6 protein-coding genes are annotated in these 6,965 nt (G+C 60.4%); 2 read left to right on the forward strand and 4 right to left on the reverse strand.

What is annotated here, in order from left to right; genetic code table 11:
• Positions 1 to 88 precede the first annotated feature (88 nt).
• The 4 genes from ACLEJW_RS08295 to ACLEJW_RS08310 form a co-directional block, all read right to left on the reverse strand.
• Positions 89 to 1,540, reverse strand: coding sequence for an NAD(P)(+) transhydrogenase (Re/Si-specific) subunit beta (locus tag ACLEJW_RS08295; RefSeq protein WP_145184950.1), 1,452 nt, complete (start codon positions 1,538 to 1,540; stop codon positions 89 to 91).
• Between the two features lie 2 nt (positions 1,541 to 1,542).
• Positions 1,543 to 1,857, reverse strand: a complete 315-nt coding sequence (locus tag ACLEJW_RS08300) for an NAD(P) transhydrogenase subunit alpha (protein WP_003256966.1) — start codon at positions 1,855 to 1,857, stop codon at positions 1,543 to 1,545.
• A 12-nt stretch (positions 1,858 to 1,869) separates the two neighbouring features.
• Complete coding sequence (locus ACLEJW_RS08305) at positions 1,870 to 2,991, reverse strand: Re/Si-specific NAD(P)(+) transhydrogenase subunit alpha (protein ID WP_440777330.1); 1,122 nt, start codon at positions 2,989 to 2,991, stop codon at positions 1,870 to 1,872.
• A 418-nt stretch (positions 2,992 to 3,409) separates the two neighbouring features.
• Positions 3,410 to 4,327 (reverse strand): LysR family transcriptional regulator, encoded by a 918-nt coding sequence (locus tag ACLEJW_RS08310; RefSeq protein WP_145184955.1) that lies wholly within the window; start codon positions 4,325 to 4,327, stop codon positions 3,410 to 3,412.
• A gap of 163 nt (positions 4,328 to 4,490) precedes the next feature.
• On the opposite strand from ACLEJW_RS08310, the gene ACLEJW_RS08315 reads away from it, so the two are divergent.
• Positions 4,491 to 5,672, forward strand: a complete 1,182-nt coding sequence (locus tag ACLEJW_RS08315; RefSeq protein WP_145184959.1) for an acyl-CoA dehydrogenase — start codon at positions 4,491 to 4,493, stop codon at positions 5,670 to 5,672.
• A 13-nt stretch (positions 5,673 to 5,685) separates the two neighbouring features.
• Positions 5,686 to 6,906: a CaiB/BaiF CoA transferase family protein gene (locus ACLEJW_RS08320; RefSeq protein ID WP_145184962.1), complete on the forward strand. Its 1,221-nt coding sequence runs from the start codon at positions 5,686 to 5,688 to the stop codon at positions 6,904 to 6,906.
• Positions 6,907 to 6,965: the final 59 nt, after the last annotated feature.

The raw sequence follows: 6,965 nt of genomic DNA on the forward strand, positions 1-6,965 counted from the left end.
GGTCAGCCGTTGATCTGGATCAGCAAATGAAAAGCCCCGGGCGGGTGCGCGCCGGGGCTGGGGTCTTGAACACGCACAGCGTGCAGGCTTATTCGACCGCCTTGACCATGTCCTCGATGACCTTCTTGGCGTCACCGAACACCATCATGGTCTTGTCCAGGTAGAACAGCTCGTTATCCAGACCGGCATAGCCGCTGGCCATGGAGCGCTTGTTGACGATGATGGTCTTGGCCTTGAACGCTTCGAGGATCGGCATGCCGGCAATCGGCGACTTCGGATCGTTCTTGGCGGCCGGATTGACCACGTCGTTGGCGCCCAGCACCAGCACCACGTCCGCCTGGCCGAACTCGGCGTTGATGTCTTCCATCTCGAATACCTGGTCGTAAGGCACTTCGGCCTCGGCCAGCAGCACGTTCATATGTCCTGGCATGCGCCCGGCTACCGGGTGAATCGCATATTTGACCGTGACACCGTTGTGGGTCAGTTTTTCGGTCAGCTCCTTGAGCGCGTGCTGAGCGCGAGCCACCGCCAGGCCGTAGCCCGGCACGATGATCACGCTGTCGGCGTTGCTCAGCAGGAACGTGGCGTCGTCGGCCGAACCCGATTTGACCGGGCGCTGCTCCTGCGAGCCCTGCGCCGCACCGGCATCTGCATCACCACCGAAGCCACCGAGGATGACGTTGAAGAACGAGCGGTTCATCGCTTTGCACATGATGTACGAAAGGATGGCGCCGCTTGATCCGACCAGCGAACCTGCAATGATCAGCATCGAGTTGTTCAGCGAGAAGCCGATGCCAGCCGCGGCCCAGCCGGAGTAGCTGTTGAGCATCGACACCACCACCGGCATGTCGGCGCCGCCGATGGGGATGATGATCAGCACGCCCATGATGAACGCGAGGATGAGCATCAGGGTGAACGCGCTGTAATGGCCGGTGAAGGTGAACAGCAGACCAAGGGCGATGGTGGTCAGGCCCAGAATCAGATTCAGCTTGTGCTGCCCGGCGAACTGGACGGGTGCGCCTTGGAACAGGCGGAACTTGTATTTGCCCGACAGCTTGCCGAAGGCGATCACCGAGCCTGAGAAGGTGATGGCACCGATGGCCGCGCCAAGGAACAGCTCGAGCCGATTGCCGGTGGGGATCGGGTCGCTGATCAACGCGACGATACCCATCGATTGTGGCTCGAGCACCGCGGCAATGGCGATGAACACCGCAGCCAGGCCGATCATGCTGTGCATGAAGGCGACCAGTTCCGGCATCTTGGTCATTTCCACGCGCTTGGCCATGATCGAGCCTGCGCTACCGCCGACCAGCAGACCGACGATCACGTAGCCGATGCCGGCGGTGGCCCCGCCGTTGCCAACCGAGAGCGCGGCAAGCTTATAAATGAGGCCAACCGTCGTCAGGATCGCGATGCCCATGCCGATCATGCCGAACAGGTTACCGCGCCGCGAGGTGGTGGGGTGTGAAAGACCTTTGAGCGCCTGGATGAAGCAGACCGAGGCGACGAGGTAAAGGAGCGTTACCATATTCATGCTCATGCTTACTTCTGCGCCTCGTTCTTGGTTTTCTTCTTGAACATCTCAAGCATGCGACGGGTGACCAGGAAGCCACCGAACACGTTGACTGCGGCCAGCGCCACGGCCAGGGTGCCCATTAGCTTGCCAGCCGGCGTCACGGTCAGCGCAGCAGCCAGCATGGCGCCGACGATGACGATTGCGGAGATCGCGTTGGTCACCGCCATCAGAGGAGTATGCAGCGCTGGGGTGACGTTCCAGACCACGTGGTAGCCCACATAGATGGCCAGCACGAAGATGATCAGGTTATAGATGCCATGGGAAATCAGCATGTCTTCCATTATTCGTGCTCCTTAGCCGTTCTTGCGCACGACCTGTCCGTCGCGGCACATCAGGCAGGCCGCGACGATGTCGTCTTCGAGGTTGATGACCAGCGCGCCGTCCTTGTCGAACAGCAGCTTCATGAAGTCCAGCAGGTTGCGGGCATACAGCGCCGAGGCATCGGCGCCCAGCTGCGCCGGCAGGTTGGTCGGGCCAACGAGGGTGACGCCATTGTGCTGCACGACCTGATCAGCGACGGTCAGCGGGCAGTTGCCGCCCTGCGCGGCGGCCAGGTCGATGACCACCGAGCCAGGCTTCATCTGCGCGACGGTCTCGGCGCTGAGCAGGGTCGGTGCCTTGCGGCCAGGGATCAGCGCGGTGGTGATGACGATATCGGCTTGCCTGGCACGCTCATGCACCGCCTGCGCCTGACGCTGCATCCAGCTGGCGGGCATGGGCCGGGCGTAACCGCCGACACCTTCGGCGCACTCGCGCTCTTCGTCGGTCTGGTACGGGACGTCGATGAACTTGGCGCCTAGCGACTCGATCTGCTCTTTCACCGCCGGGCGCACATCAGAGGCTTCGATGACCGCGCCAAGTCGTTTGGCTGTGGCGATCGCCTGCAAGCCAGCAACCCCTGCCCCGAGAATCAGCACCCGCGCAGCCTTCACCGTACCGGCAGCGGTCATCAGCATGGGCATGAAGCGTGGATAGTGGTGCGCCGCCAACAGCACGGCTTTGTAACCGGCGATGTTGGCCTGCGACGACAGCACATCCAGGCTCTGGGCTCGTGAAGTGCGCGGCGCAGCTTCCAAGGCGAAGGCAGTGATGCCGCGCTCGGCCATCTTGCCAATCAGCTCGTTGTTGAAGGGATTGAGCATGCCCACCAGCAGGCTGCCTTGGTTGATCAGGGACAATTCCTGGTCAGTGGGTGCGACCACTTTGAGCACCAACTGAGCACCGAAGGCATCGGCGGCGCTACCCAGCGAGGCGCCCACGGCCTCATAGGCACTGTCTGGAACGCTGGCATTGAGGCCTGCCCCCCGCTGAACAGTGACCTGATGACCTTGGCCAATCAGTTTCTTGATGGTTTCGGGGGTCGCAGCAACCCTTGTCTCACCGGTCTGCGTCTCGAGAGGAACACCAATATGCACGACTATTTCTCCTGCGGTGACCTTTTGTATTTGTAAGAGCCAGCGCGCTGCGGATGGCGAACTGGGGCGGCTGTTTAGCGCCGGGCCCACCAATCCAGGGTGGGCGAGGCATTTTGCAGATGAACCCTAAGTGCATCAACAGATTCTGGAGCGAAACGAAGGCAAAACTACAAGTCACCCTGTGACCGTATGTCGCAATCATCCCGCTTCAACCCGTCAAACACAGGCATTTGGCAGGCTAGAAGAAATTTTGAAATTTTTTGCAGCGATTTCGTGATTAAGCTTGTGAATGTCGCAATAAACCTCTGAAAGCCGCGTGGTTGGCGGGTTAGGTGCGGTTTTTCGATTCACCGGCACAGTTTGCCAAAGTGCGACAAATAGTTATATCTGTAGGTTTCCAAAAAAGCTGACTACGAGGTCAGTTATGCTGATCAGTTCGTGTGGTGTCGGTGTATTGCACCGCCTGTTCAACCAGCCAATCCCTGAACGCTTGCAGCGACGCGGACTGCACCTTGCGCTCGGGGATCATCAGATAGTAGGCCTTGTGACTGGCCAGCGCGTATCTGTTAGCGACCACTAGGCTACCCTCCTCCAACTCGCGCTGAATCAGAAACGGCGGGATCAGCGCCAAGCCCATGTCGTGCTTGGCTGCCTGGGCAAGCATCGAAAACAACTCATAGCGCGGCCCCGCCATGTCGCCAGGGACGGTCAAGCCCAAACCGTTGAACCATTGCCGCCACGCGTATGGGCGCGTGGTTTGCTGCAGCAACGGCATGCCGGCCATGCTCTGGACGTCGATCTGGCCTTGGCCGTGCAGCAGCGCCGGGCTGCACACTGGCATTGGGTTCTCGCCCATCAGGCGGTGGGATTGTGTGCCCGACCAGTCGGCATCGCCAAAGTAGATAGCTGCGTCGAACGGGGTGTCGGCGAACAGGAACGGTCGGGTGCGGTTGGTCAGGTTGACCGTAACCTCAGGGTGGCGCTGCTGGAAGTCTTTCAAGCGCGGCAGCAGCCACTGCGTGCCGAACGTAGGCACGACAGCCAGCTCGATCACATTGGCGCCTTGCTGGCGCATCACTGACAAGGTGTCCCGCTCCACCGCATCCAGTTGGGCGGCTACCTGTCGGCTATAGGAAAGCCCTGCCTCGGTCAGTTGCACGCCGCGGCGCAAGCGTCGGAACAGCTCGACATTGAGAAACGCTTCCAGTGCGCCAATCTGGCGACAGACCGCGCCCTGGGTCAGTGCCAGCTCCTGCGCTGCCTTGGTGAAACTCTGATGGCGCGCGGCTGCTTCGAAGCAGATTAATGCAGTGGTACTGGGGATTTTGCGTCGCATGTACGTGAGCCTCACTCGTTGGGTCGGCAGAACGAGGGATATCTGATGATACGGAGTGAGAAAATATCACTAATGGGTGCGCAATCCTCGTTTGTCGGCGCGCTGGATCGGGCCTAGGATCTAATCCATTGGCTCCCCTACTCCGATACCGAGGAATTCGCTCATGGCAGGCAAGGCAAGCTTTAACTGGATCGACCCGCTGCTGCTGGACCAGCAGCTCACGGAAGAAGAGCGCATGGTACGTGACAGTGCTTTTCAGTTCGCCCAGGACAAGCTCGCCCCGCGGGTGCTGGAAGCATTTCGCCATGAACAGACTGACCCGGCGATCTTTCGTGAAATGGGTGAAGTCGGCCTGCTTGGTGCGACCATTCCCGAGCAATATGGCGGCAGTGGCCTGAACTACGTGTGCTATGGCCTGATTGCCCGTGAGGTCGAGCGCATCGACTCAGGCTACCGGTCGATGATGAGCGTGCAATCTTCGCTGGTGATGGTGCCGATCAATGCGTTCGGTACCGAGGCGCAGAAGCAGAAATACCTGCCCAAGCTGGCCACTGGCGAGTGGATTGGCTGCTTTGGCTTGACTGAGCCGAATCATGGTTCGGATCCGGGATCGATGATCACCCGGGCCCGTAGCGTGGACGGTGGATATCGCTTGAGCGGTAGCAAGATGTGGATTACCAACAGCCCGATCGCCGATGTCTTCGTGGTGTGGGCCAAGGATGATGCCGGCGATATCCGTGGCTTCGTCCTGGAAAAAGGTTGGGAAGGTCTCAGCGCCCCGGCGATTCACGGCAAGGTCGGGCTGCGGGCTTCGATCACCGGGGAGATCGTCATGGACAACGTGTTCGTGCCTGAGGAAAACATCTTCCCTGACGTGCGCGGTCTCAAGGGGCCTTTCACCTGCCTGAACTCAGCGCGTTATGGCATTTCCTGGGGCGCGTTGGGCGCGGCCGAAGCGTGCTGGCACACTGCACGGCAATACACGCTGGACCGTCAACAGTTCGGGCGCCCGCTGGCAGCCAATCAGCTGATTCAGAAGAAACTGGCTGACATGCAGACCGAAATAACCCTGGCACTGCAAGGTTGCCTGCGTCTGGGGCGGATGAAAGACGAAGGCACCGCGGCAGTCGAAATCACCTCGATCATGAAGCGCAACTCATGTGGCAAGGCCCTGGATATCGCGCGCATGGCTCGCGACATGCTCGGCGGTAACGGTATTTCCGATGAGTTCGGCGTGGCGCGCCATTTGGTCAACCTGGAGGTGGTGAACACCTATGAGGGCACCCATGACGTGCACGCACTGATCCTTGGTCGCGCCCAGACGGGCATCCAGGCCTTCTACTGATAAGGAGTGGCCCATGGGCGCGCTATCTCATTTGCGGGTGCTGGATCTGTCGCGGGTGCTGGCCGGACCTTGGTCTGGTCAGATTCTCGCAGACCTCGGGGCCGACGTGATCAAGGTGGAGCGCCCGGGCAGTGGTGATGATACGCGGGCGTGGGGGCCACCCTTTCTGCGCGACGCTGCCGGGGAGCACACCAGCGAGGCGGCCTACTACCTGAGTGCCAACCGTAATAAACGATCAGTGACCATCGATTTCACCCAAGCAGAGGGTCAGCGCCTGGTTCGAGAACTGGCGGCGAAGTCCGATATCGTCATCGAAAACTTCAAGGTAGGTGGGCTTGCAGCCTATGGGTTGGATTACCCCAGTCTAAAGGCGATCAATCCTCGGCTGATCTATTGTTCGATCACTGGGTTCGGTCAGACCGGTCCTTATGCCAAGCGTGCAGGTTACGACTTCATGATTCAGGGCCTGGGCGGGCTGATGAGCCTGACCGGGCGCCCGGAGGGTGACGACGGCGCTGGCCCGGTCAAAGTTGGGGTCGCGTTGACCGATATCTTGACCGGCCTGTACTCCACCGTAGCGATCCTGGCGGCGTTGGCGCACCGGGAGCAACACGGCGCGGGGCAGCATGTCGATATGGCGCTGCTGGATGTGCAAGTCGCTTGTCTGGCCAACCAGGCCATGAACTACCTGACCACAGGCAGTGCGCCAAAACGCCTTGGCAATGCGCACCCTAATATAGTGCCCTATCAGGATTTCCCTACTGCCGACGGCGACTTCATTCTTACGGTGGGTAACGATGGTCAGTTTCGTAGATTTGCCGAAGTGGCTGGGCAACCGCAGTGGGCGGATGATCCGCGCTTCGCTACCAACAAGCAGCGCGTGGCCCACCGTGCGCAGTTGATCCCGCTGATTCGCCAGGCCACCGTGTTCAAGACTACGGCCGAGTGGGTTGGTCAGTTGGAGGCTGCAGGGGTGCCGTGTGGTCCGATCAACGACTTGGCCCAGGTGTTCCAGGACCCACAAGTGATCGAGCGAGGTTTGGCCTTGCACCTGCCCCATGCGCTGGCCGGGAGCGTGCCGCAGGTAGCCAGTCCGATCAGGCTGTCGGATACGCCTGTGGAATATCGCCGCGCACCGCCTTTACTGGGTGAACACACGGAGGCAGTCATGACCGAGCTGCTGGGTTTGGATGCAGATGCCATTGCTCGTTTGCGCCACGCTGGTGTCGTCTGACATGGCGCCTCTATAGAGAGAAGCGGGGTGGCCGTAAGGCCACCCCGCTTTGTTTTTCA

It is taken from the genome of Pseudomonas sp. SMSB3, from assembly GCF_052041965.1.
Taxonomy (GTDB): Bacteria; Pseudomonadota; Gammaproteobacteria; order Pseudomonadales; family Pseudomonadaceae; genus Aquipseudomonas.